The organism is Mesorhizobium humile (assembly GCF_033977215.1).
GTDB classification, from domain to species: domain Bacteria; phylum Pseudomonadota; class Alphaproteobacteria; order Rhizobiales; family Rhizobiaceae; genus Mesorhizobium; species Mesorhizobium humile.
Window position 1 is genome coordinate 22,981 of record NZ_JAVIIV010000003.1, and the last position, 20,457, is coordinate 43,437.

The 20,457-nt window shown below is 63.5% G+C and carries 20 protein-coding genes; 14 read left to right on the top strand and 6 right to left on the bottom strand.

What is annotated here, in order from left to right; genetic code table 11:
- Together RFM52_RS05495 and RFM52_RS05500 are read right to left on the bottom strand one after the other, a co-directional pair.
- The gene (locus tag RFM52_RS05495) at window positions 1-1,260 is read right to left on the bottom strand and encodes a polymerase (protein ID WP_320294498.1); all 1,260 of its coding nucleotides are present in this window, start codon (window positions 1,258-1,260) and stop codon (window positions 1-3) included.
- Window positions 1,257-2,468 (bottom strand): glycosyltransferase family 4 protein, encoded by a 1,212-nt coding sequence (locus RFM52_RS05500; RefSeq protein ID WP_320294499.1) that lies wholly within the window; start codon window positions 2,466-2,468, stop codon window positions 1,257-1,259. The genes RFM52_RS05495 and RFM52_RS05500 overlap by 4 nt, the downstream gene beginning before the upstream one ends.
- A gap of 428 nt (window positions 2,469-2,896) precedes the next feature.
- Between RFM52_RS05500 and RFM52_RS05505 the strand changes: the two genes are divergently transcribed.
- The 3 genes from RFM52_RS05505 (at window position 2,897) to RFM52_RS05515 (ending at window position 6,434) form a co-directional block, all read left to right on the top strand.
- The gene (locus tag RFM52_RS05505) at window positions 2,897-4,363 is read left to right on the top strand and encodes a calcium-binding protein (RefSeq protein WP_320294500.1); all 1,467 of its coding nucleotides are present in this window, start codon (window positions 2,897-2,899) and stop codon (window positions 4,361-4,363) included.
- Window positions 4,364-4,664: 301 nt separating this feature from the next.
- Window positions 4,665-4,841: a hypothetical protein gene (locus RFM52_RS05510; RefSeq protein WP_320327837.1), complete on the top strand. Its 177-nt coding sequence runs from the start codon at window positions 4,665-4,667 to the stop codon at window positions 4,839-4,841.
- A gap of 60 nt (window positions 4,842-4,901) precedes the next feature.
- On the top strand, window positions 4,902-6,434 hold the full coding sequence (locus RFM52_RS05515) for a calcium-binding protein (RefSeq protein ID WP_320294501.1): 1,533 nt from the start codon (window positions 4,902-4,904) through the stop codon (window positions 6,432-6,434).
- A gap of 190 nt (window positions 6,435-6,624) precedes the next feature.
- Here RFM52_RS05515 and RFM52_RS05520 read toward each other — a convergent pair whose 3' ends face one another.
- Window positions 6,625-7,224, bottom strand: a complete 600-nt coding sequence (locus RFM52_RS05520; protein WP_320294502.1) for an NADPH-dependent F420 reductase — start codon at window positions 7,222-7,224, stop codon at window positions 6,625-6,627.
- A 183-nt stretch (window positions 7,225-7,407) separates the two neighbouring features.
- On the bottom strand, window positions 7,408-8,142 hold the full coding sequence (locus tag RFM52_RS05525) for an SDR family NAD(P)-dependent oxidoreductase (RefSeq protein WP_320294503.1): 735 nt from the start codon (window positions 8,140-8,142) through the stop codon (window positions 7,408-7,410).
- A gap of 278 nt (window positions 8,143-8,420) precedes the next feature.
- Between RFM52_RS05525 and RFM52_RS05530 the strand changes: the two genes are divergently transcribed.
- The gene (locus tag RFM52_RS05530) at window positions 8,421-9,317 is read left to right on the top strand and encodes a LysR family transcriptional regulator (RefSeq protein ID WP_320294504.1); all 897 of its coding nucleotides are present in this window, start codon (window positions 8,421-8,423) and stop codon (window positions 9,315-9,317) included.
- Between the two features lie 17 nt (window positions 9,318-9,334).
- Here RFM52_RS05530 and RFM52_RS05535 read toward each other — a convergent pair whose 3' ends face one another.
- Entirely contained in the window at window positions 9,335-10,069 is a 735-nt protein-coding gene (locus RFM52_RS05535) for a histone deacetylase family protein (protein ID WP_320294505.1), read from the bottom strand.
- A 274-nt stretch (window positions 10,070-10,343) separates the two neighbouring features.
- Here RFM52_RS05535 and RFM52_RS05540 point away from each other — a divergent pair, with 274 nt between their 5' ends.
- The 7 genes from RFM52_RS05540 to RFM52_RS05570 are packed head-to-tail and all read left to right on the top strand — an operon-like array spanning window position 10,344 to window position 15,812.
- Complete coding sequence (locus RFM52_RS05540) at window positions 10,344-11,420, top strand: beta/alpha barrel domain-containing protein (protein ID WP_320294506.1); 1,077 nt, start codon at window positions 10,344-10,346, stop codon at window positions 11,418-11,420.
- On the top strand, window positions 11,417-12,334 hold the full coding sequence (locus tag RFM52_RS05545) for a DUF6282 family protein (protein WP_320294507.1): 918 nt from the start codon (window positions 11,417-11,419) through the stop codon (window positions 12,332-12,334). The genes RFM52_RS05540 and RFM52_RS05545 overlap by 4 nt, the downstream gene beginning before the upstream one ends.
- A gap of 23 nt (window positions 12,335-12,357) precedes the next feature.
- The gene (locus tag RFM52_RS05550; protein ID WP_320294508.1) at window positions 12,358-12,690 is read left to right on the top strand and encodes a cupin domain-containing protein; all 333 of its coding nucleotides are present in this window, start codon (window positions 12,358-12,360) and stop codon (window positions 12,688-12,690) included.
- A 25-nt stretch (window positions 12,691-12,715) separates the two neighbouring features.
- Window positions 12,716-14,143 carry an NAD-dependent succinate-semialdehyde dehydrogenase gene (locus RFM52_RS05555; RefSeq protein WP_320294509.1) on the top strand — a complete coding sequence of 476 codons (1,428 nt, stop codon included), beginning with the start codon at window positions 12,716-12,718 and terminating at the stop codon, window positions 14,141-14,143.
- A gap of 6 nt (window positions 14,144-14,149) precedes the next feature.
- Window positions 14,150-14,512 carry a hypothetical protein gene (locus tag RFM52_RS05560; RefSeq protein WP_320294510.1) on the top strand — a complete coding sequence of 121 codons (363 nt, stop codon included), beginning with the start codon at window positions 14,150-14,152 and terminating at the stop codon, window positions 14,510-14,512.
- A 5-nt stretch (window positions 14,513-14,517) separates the two neighbouring features.
- Window positions 14,518-14,913, top strand: coding sequence for a RidA family protein (locus tag RFM52_RS05565; RefSeq protein ID WP_430699229.1), 396 nt, complete (start codon window positions 14,518-14,520; stop codon window positions 14,911-14,913).
- A 20-nt stretch (window positions 14,914-14,933) separates the two neighbouring features.
- Complete coding sequence (locus tag RFM52_RS05570) at window positions 14,934-15,812, top strand: amidohydrolase family protein (RefSeq protein ID WP_320294511.1); 879 nt, start codon at window positions 14,934-14,936, stop codon at window positions 15,810-15,812.
- 9 nt (window positions 15,813-15,821) lie between these two features.
- Here RFM52_RS05570 and RFM52_RS05575 read toward each other — a convergent pair whose 3' ends face one another.
- Complete coding sequence (locus RFM52_RS05575; protein WP_320294512.1) at window positions 15,822-16,688, bottom strand: IclR family transcriptional regulator; 867 nt, start codon at window positions 16,686-16,688, stop codon at window positions 15,822-15,824.
- A gap of 170 nt (window positions 16,689-16,858) precedes the next feature.
- Here RFM52_RS05575 and RFM52_RS05580 point away from each other — a divergent pair, with 170 nt between their 5' ends.
- From RFM52_RS05580 to RFM52_RS05590, 3 genes are read left to right on the top strand one after another with little or no spacing between them, the layout of a single operon-like run.
- On the top strand, window positions 16,859-18,229 hold the full coding sequence (locus RFM52_RS05580) for an aminotransferase (protein WP_320294513.1): 1,371 nt from the start codon (window positions 16,859-16,861) through the stop codon (window positions 18,227-18,229).
- A 4-nt stretch (window positions 18,230-18,233) separates the two neighbouring features.
- Complete coding sequence (locus RFM52_RS05585; protein ID WP_320294514.1) at window positions 18,234-19,343, top strand: ABC transporter ATP-binding protein; 1,110 nt, start codon at window positions 18,234-18,236, stop codon at window positions 19,341-19,343.
- A 40-nt stretch (window positions 19,344-19,383) separates the two neighbouring features.
- Window positions 19,384-20,424 carry an ABC transporter substrate-binding protein gene (locus RFM52_RS05590; RefSeq protein ID WP_320294515.1) on the top strand — a complete coding sequence of 347 codons (1,041 nt, stop codon included), beginning with the start codon at window positions 19,384-19,386 and terminating at the stop codon, window positions 20,422-20,424.
- The last annotated feature ends 33 nt before the right edge of the window (window positions 20,425-20,457 follow it).

Here is a 20,457-nt window from a genome sequence, read left to right on the forward strand (position 1 = left end):
CTAGTATTCCTTGGAACGAACGGTCGCCGGAACCGCCTGATTGGTTCTGGCGACAAGGGACATGGTCAGCGCAAACCACACAATCGGGTGGCGGATGATCAGGTGCGGAGAGCCGAAAATGACGATCGACGCAATAAGCACCAGCAGGGCGTCTGCCCTCGCGCGCCACGCCGAGAGCGCAGCCGAGCTGACGATCCAGGCGAGGGCGAGGACAGCGACCAGCCCACCTTGCAGGTAGAGATCGATAACGGTGCTGTGGGCTTCGAAGGGGCGTGGCAGAAATTGCTTGTCGACGATAGGCGGGCGTTCGAGATGCGGTCCCGGGCCTAGACCCAATGATCCCGCTGTCGCTCCCTTCTCCAATGCCTCGCCCCAAAGAAAAAGACGAAGCGCGGCGGTCTCTTCGGTCGCTTCTCCACCCTTGTCCTTGGTGAGGCTCTTGGCATAATTTGCCGCGTGGCCGGCCTCAGCGAGGGCGTAGGGGCTCAGCGACATCGCCAGCGGAAGGGAGCCTATCAGCAGCAGGAGCATAACCTGTCGGAACAGGCTTTTGTCGGCGCGCCCGGTCGCAAGCCATGTCCTGGTCCACAGCGCAACAAACATCAGACCGGTCGCGATGCTTGTGTAGAGATAGGTGTCGCTTTTCGTCAGCCGGCCGACATAGAAGGTAATGACTAGGCAGCTTGTTCCAAGCAGCCGGCCCCACCGACTGCGAGTGGTGGTCGTAAGGTGCAGGGCCAGCGGGCCGAAGAGCGCGCAATAGATTGCGAGCTGGTTCGGGTTCTCGGACCAGCCGCGGAACCGATCCCAATACCAGGGATCGACGCCGGATTGATGTATCCAACCCCAACCGACGCCTACCTGAATGACGAAGCACATGTTCGCGATGCCGATCACCCACCACGCGCTCCGGCGCAATCGGACATCGGCATCGGGCTCCGCGGCCACCAGACAGGTGACGCAGATCAGCAGCGCATAAGCCACCGTGTCGTGCAGCAGCGGATCCACGTAGAGGACAGTTGTCATGAAGCCGACGATGGTGCCCAATCCCAGGGCAAAAGTCAGGACCAGCCAGAAGGCTGCAAGCTTGGCCAGGGCTGGCGTTGCTTCCAGGCGGCCGCCTGCAAGTACCCTCAAGAGCGACAGCACGATCCAAAGCGTGAGGAACAGTTCGCCATATCCAAACGGCAATCTCGGGACGTCGAGCTGCGTCGCATATGCCATTGCGACGCCGCAGGCCAGGAGCGCGTCGCGGATCATTGCGGCGCCTCGCTGAGCTGGCGGTTTCCTGGATCCCTTGCCGTCGCCTGGCCCGGCAAGCCTGTCTGGATCGCGCCGGAAAGGATGCGCCGGTAAAGGTCGCAATACTGATCGACGACACCCGAAAGCGCGAACCGCTCTCGCACAAATCCGACCGACCGGTCGCCCATGGTCTTGGCGCGGGCGCGATCTGACAGGAGATCGATTATTCTGGATGCAAAGCCGTTCACGTCGCGCGGCGCAACGAGATAGCCGTTCCACCCATCTTCGACCACGTCATTGCAGCCGGGCATCCTCGAGGCGACGATTGGCAATCCGGCCAGTCCGGCTTCCAGCAGGACACGCGGGATACCCTCCCGATATTGCGTAGGGAACGCAAAAAGGTCGGCCATGCCAAGCAGGGCGGGAATATCCGTTCTCGGTCCAAGGGCGAGTACATGGGGAGCGTATCTGTCGATGTCGGCTTTGGCGACGGCAAATGGACCTTCGGACATGCGCGGGCCGACAAGAATGAAACGCGCGTTGGGCCTTTCTTTAAGAATGCGGGGAACTGCTTCAAGCAGGGTCGGAATCCCCTTTTGGCGGGTCAGCCGGCCGACGAACATCACGACCTCGGCGAAGTGCAGCCCAAGCTGCTCGCGCATCGTCGCCGCGGAAGGCCCGCAACGACGCACTGTCGCGAATGCCTCCACGTCGATACCTGAACCAGCTATCAAGCGCGCCGCGCTCTTGCCGATCAACTGCCAGCGTTCGAAGAAAGCCTGGTCATCCCGGTTCTGGAAGACAGTCACGGCTGTCCAGAAAGAAGCAAGCCACTGCAGACTACAGAAGACTGGACGCAGGGCGAGCGCCCGTGGCTCCAGTGAGGAGAAAGTCCAGCCAAGGCCGTTGATCGTGCGCACAACGGGCACCTGGCCTCGTACTGCCAGCGGCGTCAGCAAGTTGGGCTTGGTGTCGAAGCTTTGCACGATGTCCGGCCGGAGTTCAGACATCAGTCCGCGGATCGAGCGCAGTGTGCTCAATTCCGCACCGCTGCTGGCAAATCGATCGAACCTGATGTGTCGATGAGGAATTCCGTGGCGCGAAAATGCGGTTCCGTCGTCGCTCGATACCGCGGTGAGCCTGAAGCCCTGTTCGCGCAGCGATAGAAGGAACGGAATACGCAGAGGGTGATCCTCGCCTCCCACGCAAACCAGATGGGGGTTCATCTTGCCCCTCCCGAGAGCGCAAGGCATCTCGGGCGCACGACGTGGCAGGCGTTTGGATTTGCTCTCATTGCCGGTTCGCGATGCTTCCGCCCGAATGTCACCCAGCTCACGCTAAGGGCAGGCTTGCCTCCTGTCCTCGTCCGTTTAAATGAAGCAGGAAGCCTTGCTCCGATGCGGCGATACGCTGTGACAGTTTTGGTGGGTAAGAACCGAAAAGGGGCGCGGCATGGCCCTCTCGACTCCTGGGCGCGTGCGGCCCCGGCAGCCAGGCCGCTCGACGGAGAAATGAACGGAGGCGCGACGTCTCGTCGCGCCGGCATCGTTATCAACAACTCTGACCGAAAGCGCATCTATTTTTACTTGTAGCTAATTTAGGCGTCGGTTACGCAGCCGTCGGGGGCTTCTCGAATCAGACAAAGGGAAGTCGCATGACACTCCACTACACGTCCGGATCTGGCGGGCTGGGTACGACTATTGCCGCCGACGGATTCAATCTGGTCGATGTTCAAAGCGTTGATCAGCTCAACGCGCTTCCGGCCGGATCGAAGGGGCTGGTCTGGCTCGACGAGTACAGTGGGACGACGTCCTCCTTCATCCAGAAAGTCACGCCCTTCATCGGCAATCCGAATCTTTTCGGATTCTTCCTCGTCGACGAGCCGGATCCGACCGGCAAGTGGGGCACCTACGCAACCGCGTCGAATTTGATGGCGGAATCCGACTGGATCCATTCAAACGTGCCGGGCGCGAAGACCTTCATCACCATGATGAACATGGGATCGTCGGCGAATCCGGACTTTTCCAACACCTATAATCCGGCGAACTCGCACATCGATTACTACGGGCTGGATCCCTATCCGGTACGCACCGGCGTGACCTCGATCGACTACAACATGATCGACAGGACCGTGGCCGCGGCCGAAGCGTCGGGCATACCGGCCAGCCAGATCGTGCCGGTGTATCAGGCGTTTGGCGGTGGCACCTATACCACCGACACCGGTGGCCAGTATGTGATGCCTACTCCGGCCCAAGAGCAAACGATGATGGATCACTGGGCCGCGCTGGTTCCCTCACCTGCCTTCGATTACGCGTATGCCTGGGGATCGCAGCAGGGCGACACGGGGCTCGGAAGCGATTCGGCGCTGCAAGCCGTGTTCCTCCAGCACAATACGCAGACCACCACCACTTCGACAACAACTCCGCCTCCGACCACGACATCGCCTTCGACCACGACACCGCCCCCAACCACAGGCGGCACGTTCTACGGCACCCCCGGCGCGGACGTGCTTCAGGGAACAACCGGCGCCGACACGCTGATCGGCGGTGCTGGCAACGATACCTACTATGTCAACAACAGCGGTGACCAGGTGATCGAGGCGATCGGTGGTGGAACCGACAAGGTCCTTGCCTCGGTGAGCTATGCCCTTTTTCCGGGTTCGGAGATCGAACTCCTGGCAACCACGAATCCCTCCGGAACCGCGGCAATCAACCTGACCGGCAACGAATTCGCCCAGACGATCCAGGGCAATGCGGGGGCCAACATCATCAACGGCGGCGGCGGCGCTGACGTCCTGACCGGAAATGGCGGCAAGGACGTCTTCGTATTCAATTCGGCTCTTAAAGCCGGCAATGTCGCCACGATAACCGACTTCAACGTCAGCCAGGACAAGATCCAACTCGACCACAGCGTTTTCGCGGGGCTTCAGACGGGTGCCTTGCCAGCCGGTGCCTTCCACATTGGGAGGGGCGCCCATGACAGCACGGACCACATCATCTACAACAGCTCAACCGGAGCACTATCGTTCGACGTAGATGGCACCGGAAGCGCTCATCAGGTCCAGTTCGCCACCCTTGCGCCCCACCTCTCGCTCACGGCGTCATCGTTCGTTGTTGTGTGAGCCTTCGGCCAGCGCCTTACCTCAGGGCGGGGATGCGATCACGGCATGCTCGCGGCATCGTGGCCCAGCCATTGCCGGCAAATCACATTTGCCGGCAACCGGCAGACAGGCCGCGAGCATAGCCGGCCGACGTGAGCGGGTTTTACGTCACGGCAGGTAATCCGCGACGTCCCAGCTTGGAGCGCAATACCGAAACGCCTGGCCAGTCGGCTCCGTCGAGCATTCAAACGCGACACATCGTCGACAGTTACTCGTTTCGATGTCGCAGTTGATCAAGGTTAATACTCGTATAAGTCGTAGAATGATCGCAGCCGAAAACGATCTATCGCTACCGAGTGCTGAATATGCCTGGACGATAGACGCCATGAAAGCTGCCGTTTTACGGCATGACGACACCGCCATTGGAATTCCGACCTTTGGAAGCGGAGCCATTGGCCGATCAATTATTCTGAACGAGAGACATCCGTATTTGATTTGAGGCCAATATGGCATTCGAGTAGGTGGGCGTCCCGGGGGTCCGAACTATGAAGGAAATCGGATGACTCTCCACTACACATCAGGATCCGGTGGACTGGGCGCTCCCATCGCCGCTGCCGGATTCAATCTTGTCGACGTTCAATCTGTCGACCAGCTCAACGCGCTGCCGGCCGGCCAGAAGGGCCTGGTCTGGCTCAACGAGGTGAATGGCGCCACATCATCGTTTACCCAGAAGGTGGCCCCCTTCATCGGCAATCCGAACCTGTACGGCTTCTTCCTTGCCGACGAGCCGGATCCCACCGGCAAGTGGGGCACCTACGCATCCGCTGCCAATTTGAAGGCGGAGTCGGATTGGATTCATGCCAACGTGCCTGGCGCCAAGACCTTCATCACAATGATGAACATGGGGTCCTCCACGAACCCGGATTTTTCCAACACCTACAATCCCGCCAACACGCATATCGACTATTACGGCGTGGATCCCTATCCGGTGCGCACGGGTACGAGCACGATCGACTACAACATGATCGACAGGGCCGCTAACGCGGCGGTGGCATCGGGCATCCCGGCCAGCCAGATCGTTCCGGTCTATCAGGCGTTTGGAGGCGGCTCCTGGACGACCGACACGGGCGGCCAATATGTGATGCCCACTGCGGCCCAAGAGCAGACCATGATGGACCACTGGGCCAAGCTGGCGCCGTCGCCTGCCTTCGACTATGCCTATGCCTGGGGTTCGCAACAGGGCGACACGTCGCTTGGAAACGACAAGGCTCTGCAGTCCGTCTTCCTGCAGCACAATACCTCCTCGACCACGCCGCCTGCGTCGTCGAGCGCCGGTACTTCATCCACACCCGCCGGCACCGGTACATCCACATCCTCCGGTACCGGTACCTCGTCCGCGTCATCGAGCACTGGCACTTCATCTGCGCCTGCAGGCGCAACCACCAGCCATACGATCTACGGCACCCCTGGCGATAACGTCCTTCACGGAACGACGGGCGCAGACACGATGGTCGGCGGTGCCGGAAACGACACCTACTATGTCAATAATGCCGGCGACAGGGTGCTCGAGGCGATCCACGGCGGCACGGACACTGTGCTCGCCTCGGTCAGCCACGCGCTTTTGTTTGGTTCGGAAATCGAGCACCTGGCTACCACGAACCGCTCGGGCACGACGGCAATCAACCTCAGCGGCAACTCGTCGGCCCAGACTATCGACGGCAATGCCGGGCCAAACGTCATCAATGGCCGCGGCGGCCATGACGTGTTGACCGGGAACGGGGGCAAGGATGTCTTCGTTTTCCACTCGGCTCTGAAGGCCGACAACATCGCCAAGGTAACCGACTTCAACGTTGGCCAGGACAAGATCAAACTGGACCACAGCGTGTTTGCGGGCCTTCACGCCGGCGCCCTCCCGATGCAGGATTTGCACATCGGCGCGAGCGCGCACGCCGGTACCGACCACATCATCTACAACAGTTCGACCGGAGCCCTTTCCTTCGACAGCGACGGCAGCGGTGCGGCCCATCAGGTCCAGTTCGCTGCCCTTGCTCCGCATCTCTCGCTCACCGCATCTTCGTTCGTTGTTGTCTGAACCCTTGCGGGCGTCCGGCCTTGGGGCTTCGGCGTCGGCTCCATATCTTAGCCGGGTCAAAAACAATTGAGCGGGAATGATGGGGAGCATCACGCAGCGGATAGCAGGGGACACCGGGGCGAATCCTAGGCCATCGCCAGCATTCGATAGATGCTGAGCGACCCGTGGATTCGCCGTTGCGCCAGATCGGTCACTGCTCCTTCTTGAACAAATCCTGGAAGATGAGCTGGCCCCAAACGCGGCCGCGTGCGTGCACCAGAGCGCCGCCCTCGTTGAGCTTTCCCAGCTTGACGGGTGCGAACCCGAGTTGCTTGGCCAAGGCCGCCACGGGGGCGACCGCGTCCTCGTCGTCGCTCGACAGGAAGACGACCCGGTGGCCGCCCTCGACGACCGGATCGGCAGCCAGGGTGGCCGCAATCAGGTGATTGAAACCTTTCACGAACCTGGCGCCGGCGAAGGCCTTCGCGACGAAGGCGGAGGACGGGAGACCGTCCAGCTCCTCAGGGGGAACCAACGCGTTCGTCGCGTCGATGACCGTCTTGCCTTTCCAGTTCGGCAGGGCCTTCGCGACCTCGCGGTGCTCCCCGAACGGGACCGCCAGGAAGATTGTGTCAGCCTCGAGTGCTTCCCGCAGCGACATGGCGACGACCGTGGGTCCAATCGCCTCGGCCTGCGGCGCCAACGCCTCGGGTGGCCGTCTGCTCGCGACGGCCACGTTGATGTTTTTGCGGGCGAAGGCGTGGGCGAGGGCCTGGCCTATCTTGCCGAATCCTACAATCGCGTAGCTCATAATGTTTCTCCGATCCGTGTTGATGTTGATTCCCCGGCCTTCAATGGCGCTGGGTTATCCGTTCCGCTGTGTGGGGCGATCTTTGCGCAGACGTCCCGTCACGAACGACTTCCGCGCAGCCGGGCCGGCCGTTCGGCGCGGAAGTCTTTTCGCCATGGGTGGTTCCGGCGATCAGGCGCGATTTCAGATGGCCGAAAAGCCGCCGTCGACGGACAGCTCCACCCCATTTACGAAGCTGGAATCGTCGGAAGCAAGAAACACCGCGGCCGCCGCAATTTCCTCGGCACGCCCCATCTTTCCCCGCGGGATCAGGGATTCGAACATCCGCTTCGCCTCCTCGGTGAGAACTTGGTCCTGCATCGGTGTGGCGATCGGACCCGGGCTCAACACGTTCACCCGGATATTCCTGCCCTTCAGTTCGTTGAGCCAAGTGCGTGCGAATGAACGCAACGCCGCTTTGCTCGCCGCATACACGCTGTAACCAGGGAAGCCCTTCACCGAAGCAACTGACCCGGTCATGAAGATCGATCCGCCATCGTTGAACAGCGGCAACGCCTTCTGAACCGTAAACAGCGTGCCGCGCGTATTCAGGCCGAAGGCCGCATCGAAATGCTGCTCGGTAATCTCGCCCAGCGGGACGGCTTCGCCTATGCCGGCGCTCGCATACAGGACGTCGATCTTGCCCTTTTCCCGCTTGACCGTGTCGATCAGGCGGTCGAGGTCCGCCAGGTTGGCAGAGTCGGCGCGCACGCCGGTCACGTTGCGGCCAATCGCCTTCACCGCCTCATCGAGCGCCTCCTGCCTCCGGCCCGTGATGAAAACATAGGCGCCTTCTTCGACGAACCGCTTGGCGCTCGCCAGCGCCATGCCGCTCGACCCACCCGTGACGACTGCAACCTTACCATCGAGCTTTCCCATGACTTCTCCTTTCGGCTTTCCTCGTTGCCCCGAGCATTCGTCCGGGGATCGTGTCGAGGTTGAAATGGGTCCGGCTGCGTCAGGCTTTCAGTGCGGAAGTCCGCACATCGGTGGTGCAAAATCGAACCAGGCGAGCTAATAACTTCAGCCAAGGAATGTCCGGCGTGAGCAACGGCCCCAAGCGCAAAAGTCATCACCCGACTTGTCCGAGGACGACGCTATTCGATGGTATCGGAGACGGGCTTTGGAAGACGCACCGCACGGTGCCGGATTGCACCATGATCGACTGGGATGACGTTCGCTACTTTCTTGCCGTCGCGCGCGGCGGCTCAGTCCGGGCTGCCGCCGGGCGTCTCGGGGTAAATCACTCGACCGTGCTGCGACGCATCGCTCAGCTCGAGGAACGCCTCGCGGCGCACATGTTCGAAAAGCTGCCTTCTGGTTACCGCCTGACGGCCGCGGGCGAGGAGGTCCTCGAGCTCGCGAACCAGATGGAAGCCTCGTCGCACCAGCTCGAGACGCGCGTTTTCGGTCGCGACCAGGGCGTGCGCGGGCTCCTGCGGGTGACGTTGGCGCCTACGCTTGCGACACACCTGCTCATGTCGGACTTCACCGATTTCGCGCGTCTGCATCCGGACATCGAGATGGAAATCTTGTCGTCCGGCGAGCTGGCAAATCTGACCAACCGGGACGCCGATGTCGCGATCCGCGTCGTCTACGACCGCAAGACCCTGCCGCTCAATCTTCACGGCCTGAAGGGGCCGGAGCTGTTCGGCGGCGTCTACATGTCTCGCGATCGACTCGCCGCGTGGCGCGCGGGCGCGCCGGATCCCATCCGGTGGATCGTCATAAGCGTTCATGGCATCCCGGACTGGGTCCGCGAGGGTGAGGTTCGTGCCACAGGGGTTCCTTTCAGGACCACGGATGGCGAGGCGCAGATCGTTGCCGTACGGCAAGGGGTGGGGATGACGACACTGCCGTGCTTCGTCGGCGATGCCGACCCGCTGCTCGCAAGGGTGCCGGGCACCGGCCTGCACATGTACGGAACGCTCTGGCTTCTCACACAGGGCGAGGCACGCAAGACGAAGCGCGTGCGGCTCTTCACTGAGTTCATATCCCGCAGGCTCGCCGCCTACGCGCCGCTTCTCGCGGGACTGTCCTCATCGCCGGACTGACACGCCGCAGCCGCTGTCTATCGGCTGCCAAAGCCGTTCAGGAAAGCCGCGAGCGACTGGCCAAGCGTGGGGGAGGGATAGCCGCCTTCCTGGACGATCAGGGTCGGCAGCGACAGCATTCCCAGCATTCGCCCCATCCGGCCGAAGCCGCTCTCGTCGATGGCCATACAGGCAAAGGGGTCGTCGCGGGAGGCGTCGAGGCCAAGTGCTATGATCAGCAGGTCGGGCGAGAATTGCCGTACCGCCGCGCAGCCGGCCGAGAGAGCCGCCAGATAGGCCTCGCCGTCGCTCATGAGCGGTACCGGCAGGTTCGAATTGAAGCCTTCTCCGATACCGGCTCCGGTCTCGTCGGCGTAGCCTGCGTAGTAGGGGTAGAGCCAGGCTGGATCGCCATGCACCGATACGGTGAGCACATCCCGCCTGCCATAGAAGATTGCCTGCGTGCCGTTGCCGTGATGCACGTCGACATCGACGATCGCCACCCGCGCGCCTCGCGAGCTCGCCCAATTGGCGGCGACGGCGGTGTTGTTCAGATAGCAGAACCCGCCTGCCTGATCGCGACAGGCATGATGCCCCGGCGGCCGGCAAAGCGCATAGACGGCGTTCGTTCCTGAAAGCACCCGGTCCATCGCGTCGAGCGCAGTGTTGGCGCTTGCCAGCGCCGCCTCCCAGGTCCCTTCGACGAGCACGCAGCTGGCGTCCGCCTGGTAGTAGCCGGCGCGGCCGAGCAGATCATCCGGCAGGCGGCCCATATGCCGCGCCCTGCATCATGATGGCCGAGCGTTGCGCGGACTTCCTGCTGGGGCGCGATCACGGTTGAAGATGCCGACTGACCGCCGCCGCCCCTGTCCAGATCCATTCGCGGTTGGCGTCTTTCCGCATCGCCCGGCTCGTCTTGTGCGGCCGCATCCGGGTGGTTGACGCATCCCTGTCGGCGTTGTATTTAGTAAAACATCGTTTCGTAATACAAAACACAATCGCACGCTGCGGTTACGGTGCAACAGACGGGAAACCTTTGGAGCGGGAATGGTCAGGCTGCGCTGCAGTGTCGGTCGCATCGAGCTGAAGAACCCGCTGGTCGCGGCGGCGGCGGAGCACATGATCGATGCCGCGGGCGTGGAGGCGGCGATCCGCGCCGGCGCGGGCGCGGTCGTGGTGAAATCCACCAATGAATCGGAAGCCGCGCGGGACCAGCTCCAGCGCGCCGAATATGTGGCGCTGGGGCAGGACTGGCGACCGATGCCGTGGGGCGCCGATGCGCCTAACGACGTCACCATCGCCAGCCGCTCTGGGCTGACGCCGCAGTCCTTCCCCGCATGGCTCGAGCAGACCGTGGCGCTCGACCGCACGGCGCGCGCCCATGACTGCACCCTCGTCGCCAGCCTAATCCTGGCCGACCTCGATCAGGCCGTGGCGATGGCGAGGCAGGTCGAGCAGGTGGGTCTTCGCGTGCTCGAATTCAACATCGGCACGCCCTATGCCAGCCAGGCCGCCAAGGGCGCCGTCACCACCGAGCTTTCGCCCCAACGCGTCGGGGCGATCGTCGCCAGGATGCGCCAGGCCGTCTCGATACCGCTCTGGATCAAGCTCACGGGACAGAGCGAGCGCGTGCCGGACCTTGCCGAAGCCGCGTTCGCCAGCGGCGCCGATTCCGTCGTCATGGCCGGGCGGCTGCTCGGCTTCATCCCCGATGTCGACACACTCGAGCCGATGCTCGGCACCAGCCTCGCCGTCGGCGGTTTCTGGAACCTGCCGCTGACCTGCCAGTGGCTGGCGCTGAGCCGCTCCAGGCTTGGCCCGGATCGTCCGCTGATCGGCATCAACGGTGCTCGCAACGGCCTCGACATCGCCCGCATGTTGCTCTCCGGCGCGTCCGCGGCGGGCATTGCTTCCGCCGTGATGCTGCGCGGCTTCGGCGTCATCGGCGACAGCCTCGCCGAGCTGGACCGCTGGCTGGAGCAACACGGCCTTACAGCTCGAGACGCGGTGGGCATAGCCGCCGACCGGCGCAAGACCTTTTCGCAAATGCCGCTGCGCATCGACCACTGGCGGCAGTTCATACCGGCCGCGACGGCGCCGGAACTCGGGAGAAAGACACGATGAGCGACACGATCGATCCGCAGAGAGAGGCGACCATCACGGGCCTGATGCAGGGTGCCGTCGACCTTCATGTCCATAGCGGCCCTTCGCTGATGCCGCGTGCCGTCGATCACATCGAAGTGGTCGGCCAGGCCGCCGAGGCCGGCATGGCCGCGGTCCTGCTCAAGGACCATTACTACCCGACGATGCCGATCGCGCATCTGATCAACAAGCATTTCCCGAGCGCCGTCACCACGCTCGGCGCCGTCGTGCTCAACAATCCGCTCGGCGGCCTCAATCCGAGCGCTGTCGACTATGCGCTGAAGCAAGGCGCCCGCATCGTGTGGATGGCGACGGCGCATGCGCAGAACCACATCGACCACGACAAGAAGGATGCCGACTTCAAGAACAAGTTCCCGGTCAACAGCAAGAAGACCGTTGCGCCGGTCGGCTGCAGGCTGGTCGATGCGTCAGGCAAGGTGACCGACGAGGTCAAGCTCATCCTCGATCTGGTCGCGCAGGCCGACGCGGCCGTGTCCGGCGGCCACCATCACATCAGCGAGCTGTGGCCCTTCTACGAGGAAGCCAAGGCGCGGGGCGTCAAGCGGCTTTTCCTCAACCATCCCACCTATGTCAACGACGGCTCCTTCCAGGACGTCGCGCAACTGGCGCGCATGGGGGTCATGATCGAGCATTCGATCTGCATGTTCGTGCCGTCGACCTTCTATCTGTTCGACCGCGAGCATCTGCGCCAGGTCATCGACGCGGCGGGTGTCGAAAACACCTTCTTCGGCTCCGATCTCGGCCAGAAGAACAACCCGACGCCGGTCGAGGGCTTTCGTTTGATGATCGGGCTGCTGCTCGACCTCGGTTACGGCGAGGCCGACATCCGGCGCATGGTTTCCACCAACGCTTCCCAGTTCATCGGCCTGTCCTGAGCCCCATCTGCAAGGAGGACTTCATGAGCATTCATTCCATCGACTGGGAGGCGATCGACTGGGTGCCGGTCAGGCCCGGCATCGAGCGGAAGGCTTTTTCCGGCAACGGCGCCACGCTCGCCTTGCACCGGCTTCAGCCGGGCCACGAGCTCAAGCCGCATTCGCATCCCCACGAGCAGATCGTCTACATCCTCGAAGGTCTGGTCGACTTCCACATCGGCGATGAAGTCGTGCGTCTCGGCGCCGGGGGGCTCGCGCACATACCGGGCGAGGTCGTCCATTACGTCGAAGTCGTCGGCGACGGCCCTGCCCTCAATCTCGATGTCTTCACGCCCGCCCGCCCCGAATACGGCTGAGCGCCATTCAAGGAATGCAATCCTCATGACCAAATCCCTCTTCATCGGCGGTGCGTGGACCTCGGGCTCCGGCTCGCGACGCGGCAACGTGATCAATCCCGCCACGGGCCAGGAGATCGGCTCCGTTGCTTTCGCCGAGACCGCCGATCTCGACGCTGCGCTCAGGGCCGCTGAAACCGGCTTTCGCGTCTGGCGCAAGGCGACCGCCTATGAGCGCTACCGCATTCTGGCGAAGGCCGCCGATCTCGTGCGCGAGCGGTCCGAGGCGATCGCTCAGGCGATCACCCGCGAGCAGGGAAAACCGCTCGCCGAGTCGCGCCTGGAAGCAGGCGGGGCCGCCGACATCATCGATTGGTTCGCCGAGGAAGGCAGGCGCGCCTATGGCCGGGTCATTCCTTCGCGGCTGCCTGGCGTCCGGCAGGCGGTGCTGGCCGAGCCGGTGGGTCCGGTTGCCGCCTTCAGCCCCTGGAATTTCCCGTGCGCGCAGCTGGTGCGCAAGATTGCGGCGGCGCTCGCCGCCGGTTGTTCGATTATCGCCAAGGCGCCCGAGGAGACCCCGAGCTCGGCCATCGAGCTCGTGCGCTGCTTCGAGGAGGCCGGTGTGCCCGGCGGCGCGCTCAACCTCGTCTTCGGGGTGCCGGCGGAGATATCGTCCTATCTCATTCCCTCGCCGGTGATCCGCAAGATCTCCTTCACCGGCTCCGTCGCCGTCGGCCGCTCGCTCTCGGCACTCGCCGGCCAGCACTTGAAGCGCACAACGATGGAGCTCGGCGGCCATGCGCCCTTCATCGTCTGCGACGACGTCGACGTCGATGCGGTTTCCCGCCTTGGCGCCGGCATCAAGTTCCGCAATGCCGGACAGATATGCACGTCGCCGACGCGCTTCCTGGTCGACGGAAAATTGAAGTCCCGGTTCACGGAGACATTTGCGGCGCTGGCGGAAAACCTCGTCGTCGGCGATGGCGCCGCGGAAGGCACACAGATGGGACCGCTCGCGCATGCGCGCCGCATCGATGCGCTCGACGGTCTTATCCGTGACGCGGCCGAAAAGGGCGCGCGCGTCGTCACCGGCGGCCGCCGCATCAGCAATGAGGGCTATTTCTACGCGCCGACCGTGCTTGCCGACGTGCCGAAATCGGCGCGTATCATGAATGAAGAGCCGTTTGGCCCGGTTGCCGTCATCAACGGCTTCGACACGCTCGACGATGCCGTGACGGAGGCAAACCGCCTGCCTTATGGGCTCGGCGCCTATGCGTTCGCTTCATCCACCGCCAAGGCCGCACGGCTGGGCGACGAAGTCGAATCCGGCATGATCTCGATCAACCATTTCGGCTTCGCCGCGCCGGAGACCCCGTTCGGCGGCATCAAGGACAGTGGCCATGGCGCCGAGGGCGGCAGCGAAGGCCTGCAGGCCTATCTGGCGATGAAGTTCGTCAGCCAGGTCGGCGCGTGATCAGCCATGCAGGCTGTCTGGCGGGAAGCGGTGAGCGGGATGGATATCGACTACCAGCATCTGCTTGCGGGCGCCGTCCCGACGCTCCGCTTCGGCCCGGCAACTGCTCCCCGCATCGAGGTGCTTCTTGTGCGAGCCAGGGGCTGCGTGACCGGCCGGCAAGCCGGGCGGCCCTATATCGACTTCAACATCGACGGCATTTCGCACCGCGTGGAATTTGACCGCGAAGCGGACATGAAACAGCTGCTTGCCAGGATCAAGGCACGCGGAACGCCGCTGCATCGCGATCGCGAGGTCATCCTCGCGGTCCTTGGAATGGGCGCGGTTCTCGTCCTGGCGATCGCGCTGGCTGTCTGGCTGAGGCCCTGAGCCCGATGGGACGCCGTCGAGCCATCCATATACCCGGCTTCCGCCACAAGAACCCGATCCCGAATGCCGCGGTGATCGGCAACCTCCTGATGTCCGGCGTCATCAACGGTGTGGATCCGCGAACAGGCGAGTTGGCGCAGGGGTTGGACGACCAGTGCCGGTTCATGTTCGAGCATGCGCGGGCGATCGTCGAAGCCGCCGGCGGCTCGACCGACGACATATTGAAGATGACCGTCTGGATGCGGGACAGGTCGAAGAGGGAAGCGCTCAACCGCGAATGGCTCGCCATGTTCCCCGACGCGGCGAGCCGACCGGCCCGCCACAGCTTTCAGGCTGAGCTCGATGGCCGCATCGAGATCCAGTGCGACGTGACCGCCGTCATCGGCCGGTCACGCGCCTAGCGGGGAGAAAGGCGCCTGTCATGGCCGACTATTTTCCGTTCGATCCGGACCCGCGGCCGGCTTCCCGCATGCCGCCTCCTGGCGCCACGGATTGCCAGTTTCACGTTTTCGGGCCCGCGGAAATCTATCCGGTGCGGCCCGGCGCGGCCTATGAGATGCCGCAAGCCACGATCGGCAGGGCACTCGCCATGCACGAGGTGCTGGGCATCGAACGAGGCGTCATCGTGCAGCCGACCACTTACGGCACTGATCATTCCGCGCTGCTCGATGCGCTGGCGGAGGCTGGACCGGCCTATCGGGGCTGCGTGATTGCCGCCGCGCTCACCGAATGCCCCGACGCCGAACTGGAAAGGCTGACCAAAGCCGGCGTCAGAGGCGCACGGTTCAATTTCCTGGGCGCGGTCAATCTCGCGCCCGACGAAAAGATGATTGGCCGCGCCTTTGCCCGGGCGCGGGAGTTGGGCTGGCACGTCAAAATTCAACCCGGCCAGGAGGGCATCCTGGACAGTGTCGCGCTCTACGAGAACGCCGATCTGACGGTCGTGATCGATCATATGGGCCGGCCGGACCTGCGCCAGCCCGGCCATCAGGCCACGGAGGAGAAGGTCGTCGAGCTGCTGCGCAAGGGAAATTTCTGGGTGCTGCTCTCCAACGGCCACAAGATATCGCAGGCCGGCTTCCCCTGGCACGATGTTCTGCCTGTTGCGCGTGCCTATATCGAGGCCGCTCCAGACAGGGTTTTGTGGGCCAGCGACTGGCCGCATCCGCTGTCCAAGACGCAGCCGCCGAATGACGGCGCCTTGCTCGATCTTCTCTTTCGCTACGCAGGCGACGAGGAGACGGTGCGCCGCATTCTCGTGGACAACCCGGCGCGCCTTATCGGTTTCGACCAGGCGTGACCATCCCGGTCAGGGCGCCGCCGAATCCATGCGCCGGCGCGCCTCGATGGCGCCGCGGTCGTAGCCGAGATTCCAGGAAATGCGCAGGCTGGCCTTGAGCAGGGCCTCGACCTGAGCCTGGTCCGGCACCGCCTTGATGTTCTGCACCGAGCCGACGATCGCGACTGTTCCCGCAACATCGCCCATCCGGTCGAAGATCGGCGCGGCCACGGCGTTGATGCCAAACGTCTCTTCGCTGGGTGCGGTGATGAAGCCTTGCGCCCGCGCCTGCTCGAGCTCGGCCTCCAGCTTCGGCGGGTCGACGATGGTATGATCCGTCAGGCGGGTGAGGCCCTGGCGCAGCACATGCTGCAGTAGCGATCGGTTGCTGAAAGCAAGCGCCACCTTTCCCTGGGCGGTGCCGTGGAGCACGAGCTCGCTGCCTTGCCGCACGCCGATCTCCAGGTTGGATTTCCCGAACACCGTGCGCAGCACGACGAGCGTGCGATTGCGCAGCGCCGAAACAACGACTGTCTCGCCGATCTCATCGCGCAGCGAGGCGATCGCGTCCGACGACGCGGTCAGCAGCTCGATGCGGCCGGCGGCGACCTGGCCGATCAGATAGGATCTGGTGCCCAGCTTGTAGCGGGCCGAAACCGCGTTCTGGTCGACATAGCCGCGCTCCACCAGGGTCTGCAGGTGGCGAAAAACCGTTCCTTTCGTGGTGCCGAGCAGCGCGGCCAACTCGCTGACCCCGACCTCGCCTGGCGCCGCAGCCACTGCCTCGAGCACATCGAAGGCAAGTTGGACCGATTTCACGCCGCCGTCGGACCGAGCCGTGGTCATGTCACTACCTTCCTTCATGTCCTGCGCGTCGTTCGGGGCGGTTTGAGGCATTCGTCTTCCTGCTACCCCGGCGTGTCCTTCAAGACAAGATTCCCGGAGCCGCGACGATGATCGGCCGTTCCAGGATCGATCTTGTCCGCATCGGCGATCTTGCTAAAAATCGTCTTGTAATACGAAACATCATTTTGTATCGTAAAACAAGATCAGAACGGGAATGAGCGATGGACCAGGCTATCTTGAACTCTCCGCACGGCCGCGACGTGCGGTTCCATGCCCATCCCCAGACCAATTTCAGGCTGCACGAGCAGGTCGGCCCGATGGTGATCGGGCAGGGTGACGGCGTTTGCATCGTCGACCTCGATGGCCGCCGCTATCTCGACGGCATGGCCGGGCTGTGGTGCGCCTCGCTCGGCTTTAGCGATCGCCGCCTTGCCGATGCCGCCTACGCCCAGATGCTGAAGCTGCCTTATCAGCAGACCTTCGCCCATCGCAGCTCCGAGCCAGTCATCGATCTCGCCGAGGTCTTGCTGGCGAAGGCGCCGGTGCCGATGTCCAAGGCGATGTTCCAGGCGTCGGGTTCGGAAGCGGTCGACACCGCCATCAAGCTGGTCTGGTATTATCACGCCGCCATCGGCAAGCCGCAAAAGCGCAAGATCATCGGCCGGCAGCGGGCTTATCACGGCACCACCATCGCCGCTGCAAGCCTGACCGGCCTTCCCAATATGCACAATGGCTATGGCCTGCCGCTGCCGGGTTTCCTCCATGTTGCTTGCCCGGACACGTACCGCGGCAAGGCGGAAGGCGAGACTGAGCAAGCTTATGCGGAGCGGCTCGCGGCGGAACTGGAAGCGCTGATCCTGGCGGAGGGGCCGGAAACGATCGGCGGCTTCTTTGCTGAACCGGTGATGGGCACCGGCGGCGTCGTGGTGCCGCCCGAAGGATATTTCGCCGCCGTGCAGCGGGTGTTGCGCAAATACGACGTCCTCGTCATCGCCGATGAGGTCATCTGCGGCTTCGGCCGCACCGGCGCCTATTGGGGTTCGCAGCGTTTCGGCCTGGAGCCCGACATGCTGACCTGCGCCAAGGGCCTGTCATCCGCCTACTTCCCGATATCCGCGCTCTTGATCAACGATCGCGTCTACCAAGCGGTCGCCGATTTCACGGCCCGTCTCGGCGGCTTCGGCCATGGCTATACCTATGGCGGCCATCCGGTCGGCGCCGCCGTCGCGTTGGAGACCTTGCGCATCTATGACGAGATCGACGTCTGCGGCCATGTGCAGGCCACGGCGCCCGCGCTGCAGGGCGGCCTGCGGGCGCTCGGCAACCATCCGCTGGTCGGCCATGTGCGCGGCGTCGGCTTCATGGCAGCGGTCGAGTTCGTCGCCGACAAGGCTGCCCGCACGCCCTTCGCGCCCGAGCTTGCCGTTGCCCAGCGCGTTTCGGACGCGGTCAAGGAACGCGGCGTTCTGTTGCGGGCTCTGGGTCCGACCCTGGTCTTCTCGCCGCCCCTGATTGCGCGCAACGAGCACATGAGCGAAATCGTATCGGCCGTGGCCGAGAGCCTCGACCAGATTCACGCCCAATTGAGCTGACCTTATGACAGACCGGCCGATCGCCGAACCAGCAGTGCCGCCGATTGTGTCGTTTCGCTCGGTAACGAAGCGCTACGACCCGAAGTCCACGGTGGTCGACAATCTCTCGCTCGACATCGTCAAGGGCGAGTTCCTGACGCTGCTTGGCCCGAGCGGCTCCGGCAAGACAACGACGCTGATGATGCTTGCCGGCTTCGAATGGCCGAATTCCGGCCGTATCCTCATGGACGGGCAGGACATCACCGACCTGCCGCCGCACAAACGCGACATGGGCGTGGTCTTCCAGAGCTACGCCTTGTTCCCGCATATGTCGGTCATCGACAACGTCGCGTTCCCGCTTGCCGTCCGCAACGTTGCGGCGGAGGAGCGCAGGCGCCGTGTCACCGAAGCGCTGGAGCTTGTCCATCTTGCGGGCTTCGGCGACCGCAAGCCGGGGCAGTTGTCCGGCGGCCAGCAGCAGCGCGTGGCGCTCGCCCGCTCGCTCGTCTACCGGCCACGCATCGTTTTGATGGACGAGCCGCTCGGCGCGCTGGACAAGGCATTGCGCGAGCAGATGCAACTCGAGATCAAGCAGATCCACCGCCAGCTCGGCGTCACCTTTGTCTATGTCACGCATGATCAGGACGAGGCGCTGACCATGTCGGATCGCGTTGCCGTGTTCCATGAAGGCCGCATCCAGCAGATATGCTCGCCGGTCGAGATCTACAGACGCCCGCGTACCCGTTTCGTGGCCAGCTTCCTCGGCGAGACCAACATGCTGCCGGGCACCGTGGTGGCCGCCAACAGCGCCACGGCCGATATCAGGCTTGGCAACGGTGTTGTGCTGCGCGGCCAGGCGGGCGAGGGCATCGCGGCCGGCAAGGAAGCCGTGCTGGTGGTGCGCCCGGAAGCCATCCCGGAAATCCATGCAAGGATCGACCCGGAGGAAAACGTCATCGAAGGCACGCTGCTCGACCAGCTGTTCCATGGCGATCATGTCCGCGTCCGCATCGCCATCGCCGGCGGGCAGACCGTGCAGCTCAAACTCAGGCCGCAGGCTTGCTCGGACCTTCCGCCGGTCGGCCAGGCGTTGCGCCTTTCGATCCCGGCCGGGGAGGCTCTGATCCTCGCCTGACATTCCAGCTCGACCAAAAACCAAAGAAAGGGGAACTTAAATGCTAAACAAAACAGGACTGCTCGCCGCTTCGCTTCTTGCCTGCACCGTCTTTGCGGCCGGGGCTTCCGCCCGCGATCTCGTCATCGTCTCCAATGGCGGCACCTTCCAGGAGGCGCAGAGCAACGCAATCTTCAAGCCCTTCGAGAAGAAGACCGGCATCAAGGTGGTGGAGGACACCTGGGACAACGGCATCGGCGTCATCAGGACCAAGGTCGAAGGCGGAGACAGCGGCTGGGACATCGTCAACGCCGAAAGCGAGGAGCTGGAGATCGCCTGCCAGGAAGGGCTGATCCTGCCGCTCGACATCGACAAGCTCGGCGGCAAGGACAACTACGTGCCCGGCGCCGTCCACAAATGCGGCATCGGCGCGGCGATCTACAACCACGTGCTTGCCTACGACAAGACGCGCGTCAGCGCCGTGCCGACCTGGGCCGATTTCTTCGACCTCAAGAAATATCCGGGCAAGCGCGCGCTTCGTGCCTCGCCCAAGACCAACCTCGAGTTTGCCCTCATCGCCGACGGCGTGCCGCTGTCCGACGTCTACAAGGTGCTGTCGACGCCCGAAGGGGTCGATCGCGCTTTCGCCAAGCTCGACACGATCAAATCCTCGCTGGTGTTCTGGACGGCCGGCGGCCAGCCTATGCAGCTTCTCTCTTCCGGCGAAGTGGTGATGACCTCGTCCTTCAACGGTCGCGTCACCAATGCCATCAACAAGGACCACAAGCCGTTCGGCATCGTCTGGGACAAGTCGCTGCAGACCGCCGACAGCTGGGTCATCCTCAAGACCTCGCCCAATGTCGACAAGGCCTATGAATTGCTGAAATTCGCCGGCGAAGCCGAACCGCAGAGCCATCTGCCCGATGTCCAGCCGATCGGCATCACCTCGGCCAAGGCTGTCGGCATGATCAAGCCGGACCTTCTCGCCGACCTGCCGACGGCGCCGGAGAATTCCAGGGACGTGCTGCAGATCGACGACGCCTTCTGGATCGACAACATCGACGCCCTGACCGCCCGCTGGGCCGAATGGTCGGCGCAGTAAATACGGTCCAATCTGTGTCCAGATCCATCTCGT

Coding starts and splice junctions, on each gene's coding strand:
- RFM52_RS05570 (WP_320294511.1), top strand. CDS start 14,934: ATGGCCGACTATTTTCCGTTCGATCCGGACCCGCGGCCGGCTTCCCGC.
- RFM52_RS05520 (WP_320294502.1), bottom strand. CDS start 7,224: ATGAGCTACGCGATTGTAGGATTCGGCAAGATAGGCCAGGCCCTCGCC.
- RFM52_RS05550 (WP_320294508.1), top strand. CDS start 12,358: ATGAGCATTCATTCCATCGACTGGGAGGCGATCGACTGGGTGCCGGTC.
- RFM52_RS05585 (WP_320294514.1), top strand. CDS start 18,234: ATGACAGACCGGCCGATCGCCGAACCAGCAGTGCCGCCGATTGTGTCG.
- RFM52_RS05565 (WP_430699229.1), top strand. CDS start 14,518: ATGGGACGCCGTCGAGCCATCCATATACCCGGCTTCCGCCACAAGAAC.
- RFM52_RS05590 (WP_320294515.1), top strand. CDS start 19,384: ATGCTAAACAAAACAGGACTGCTCGCCGCTTCGCTTCTTGCCTGCACC.
- RFM52_RS05510 (WP_320327837.1), top strand. CDS start 4,665: ATGATCGCAGCCGAAAACGATCTATCGCTACCGAGTGCTGAATATGCC.
- RFM52_RS05560 (WP_320294510.1), top strand. CDS start 14,150: ATGCAGGCTGTCTGGCGGGAAGCGGTGAGCGGGATGGATATCGACTAC.
- RFM52_RS05495 (WP_320294498.1), bottom strand. CDS start 1,260: ATGATCCGCGACGCGCTCCTGGCCTGCGGCGTCGCAATGGCATATGCG.
- RFM52_RS05505 (WP_320294500.1), top strand. CDS start 2,897: ATGACACTCCACTACACGTCCGGATCTGGCGGGCTGGGTACGACTATT.
- RFM52_RS05515 (WP_320294501.1), top strand. CDS start 4,902: ATGACTCTCCACTACACATCAGGATCCGGTGGACTGGGCGCTCCCATC.
- RFM52_RS05580 (WP_320294513.1), top strand. CDS start 16,859: ATGGACCAGGCTATCTTGAACTCTCCGCACGGCCGCGACGTGCGGTTC.
- RFM52_RS05500 (WP_320294499.1), bottom strand. CDS start 2,468: ATGAACCCCCATCTGGTTTGCGTGGGAGGCGAGGATCACCCTCTGCGT.
- RFM52_RS05540 (WP_320294506.1), top strand. CDS start 10,344: ATGGTCAGGCTGCGCTGCAGTGTCGGTCGCATCGAGCTGAAGAACCCG.
- RFM52_RS05530 (WP_320294504.1), top strand. CDS start 8,421: ATGATCGACTGGGATGACGTTCGCTACTTTCTTGCCGTCGCGCGCGGC.
- RFM52_RS05575 (WP_320294512.1), bottom strand. CDS start 16,688: ATGCCTCAAACCGCCCCGAACGACGCGCAGGACATGAAGGAAGGTAGT.
- RFM52_RS05535 (WP_320294505.1), bottom strand. CDS start 10,069: ATGGGCCGCCTGCCGGATGATCTGCTCGGCCGCGCCGGCTACTACCAG.
- RFM52_RS05545 (WP_320294507.1), top strand. CDS start 11,417: ATGAGCGACACGATCGATCCGCAGAGAGAGGCGACCATCACGGGCCTG.
- RFM52_RS05525 (WP_320294503.1), bottom strand. CDS start 8,142: ATGGGAAAGCTCGATGGTAAGGTTGCAGTCGTCACGGGTGGGTCGAGC.
- RFM52_RS05555 (WP_320294509.1), top strand. CDS start 12,716: ATGACCAAATCCCTCTTCATCGGCGGTGCGTGGACCTCGGGCTCCGGC.